Genomic DNA, 1598 nt, shown 5'->3' on the forward strand with positions numbered 1-1598 from the left:
CCTTTCAGGCGCAGTATTCGCTGAAAATCCAGGAGTGGGTGATCTCCGGGCTGTTCGAGATCGGCATTTGCGAGATGCCGCTGGTCCACGACGGGCTGGAGGTGCATCCGATCACTGTCGAAACCCGGCTGGCAATTCCGGCGGACAGCCCGCTGGCGGAACACGAGGTGCTGACTCCCGAACTGCTGGACGGCGTGCCCTTCATCGTGATGGGGCCAGAGCACATGACCCACCGCCGCACCCGCGAGGTGTTCCAGCAGGCGGGCGTCCCACTGAAAACCCGGGTGCATTCGCATCTGTTCAAGAACCTTCTCAGCTTTGTGCAAGAGGGGATGGGCGTCTCGGTTCTAGATCCCTTTGTGCTGGACTTCGAGGCCGGCGGCGGCTTTGTCTCCCGCCCGTTCCGGCCGCGGATCATGATGGAAATGGCGGTGGTCACCTCCAAGTCGCGGCCGCTGTCAGCAGTGGGGCAGGATTTTCTGGCGCTGCTGAAACAGGAACTGGCGCCGTATACGGCGGGCACTGCCTAGTCCGTCCGGTAATTGTATGCAGTTTCGAATTCAATCTTGCGCGGTCTTGGCTGCTCGCCTAATCTGCGCTGCGAAATGACCGAATGGCGGGAATATGGCCAAACGCGAAAGCAATGTGGACAGGGTATATGAGGCGCTGCGCCGGATGGCGGCGGATTTTGCCTTCAAGCCCGATCAGCGGATCAACGAAAGCGCGCTCTCCGAAGTGCTGGGCGCCAGCCGCACGCCGCTGCGCGAGGCGCTGAACCGGCTGGTGGCCGAGGGGTTCCTGACCTTTCAGAACAACCGCGGTTTTTTCTGCCGCCCGCTGACGCCCAGCTACATCATGGACCTGTACGAGGCCCGTGTGGCCGTGGAATGCGAAGCCGTGCGGCTGGCCTGCACCCGTGCCTCTGACGCGGACATCGCGGCGCTGGCGGATTACCTCAACCGGATGGAGCCGGAATATCAAAGCGCCACCGACCCGGATGAGCTGCTGGCGATGGACGAAAGCTTCCACGCCCGGCTGACGCAGCTTTCCGCCAACAGCGAGCTGCAGCGGATCCTCAACAATCTCAATGGCCGGATCCGCTATATCCGCCTCATTGACCTCAAACGCATGCGCGACCGGGCAGGGGGCAAGGCGCCGGGCGATATCTCGGCTCATCGCCAGATCGTCGAAGGCATCGCCGCCCGCAATACTGATGCTGCCACAGCGGCCATGCGCAGCCATATCGAAAAACGGCGCGAAGAGGCGACGGAAGCTGTCCGCATCGCCTTTTCCCAGCTCTACGTGCCAGACGAATAGGGGGTCCTCATGGAACGAGGCGGAAAAACAGTCTTTGGCGCCGCGGTTGGCATCCTGATGCTGGAAACGCGCTTTCCCCGCATCCATGGCGATATGGGCAATGCAATGACCTGGGACTTTCCGGTGCATTACAAGGTAGTGCGCGGCGCCAATCCCGAAAACGTGGTGCGTGGCAACCCGCGGGAACTGGTGGAGCTTTTTGTGGATGCGGGCCGCGATCTGGTCGCCATGGGCGCCGACGGCATCACCACCAACTGCGGCTTTCTGGCGCTGATCCAGGA

2 protein-coding genes and 1 pseudogene are annotated in these 1598 nt (G+C 62.1%); all 3 read left to right on the top strand.

Annotated features, from left to right (window positions below; genetic code table 11):
- Window positions 1-530 (top strand): LysR substrate-binding domain-containing protein (locus A2I95_RS36505; RefSeq protein WP_291737384.1); only part of this gene is annotated, 530 nt, incomplete at its 5' end.
- 94 nt (window positions 531-624) lie between these two features.
- Window positions 625-1317 (top strand): GntR family transcriptional regulator, encoded by a 693-nt coding sequence (locus A2I95_RS36510; RefSeq protein ID WP_291737385.1) that lies wholly within the window; start codon window positions 625-627, stop codon window positions 1315-1317.
- A gap of 9 nt (window positions 1318-1326) precedes the next feature.
- A pseudogene (locus A2I95_RS36515) lies at window positions 1327-1598 on the top strand (aspartate/glutamate racemase family protein); the annotation flags it as partial.

It is taken from the genome of Leisingera sp. F5, from assembly GCF_001593695.1.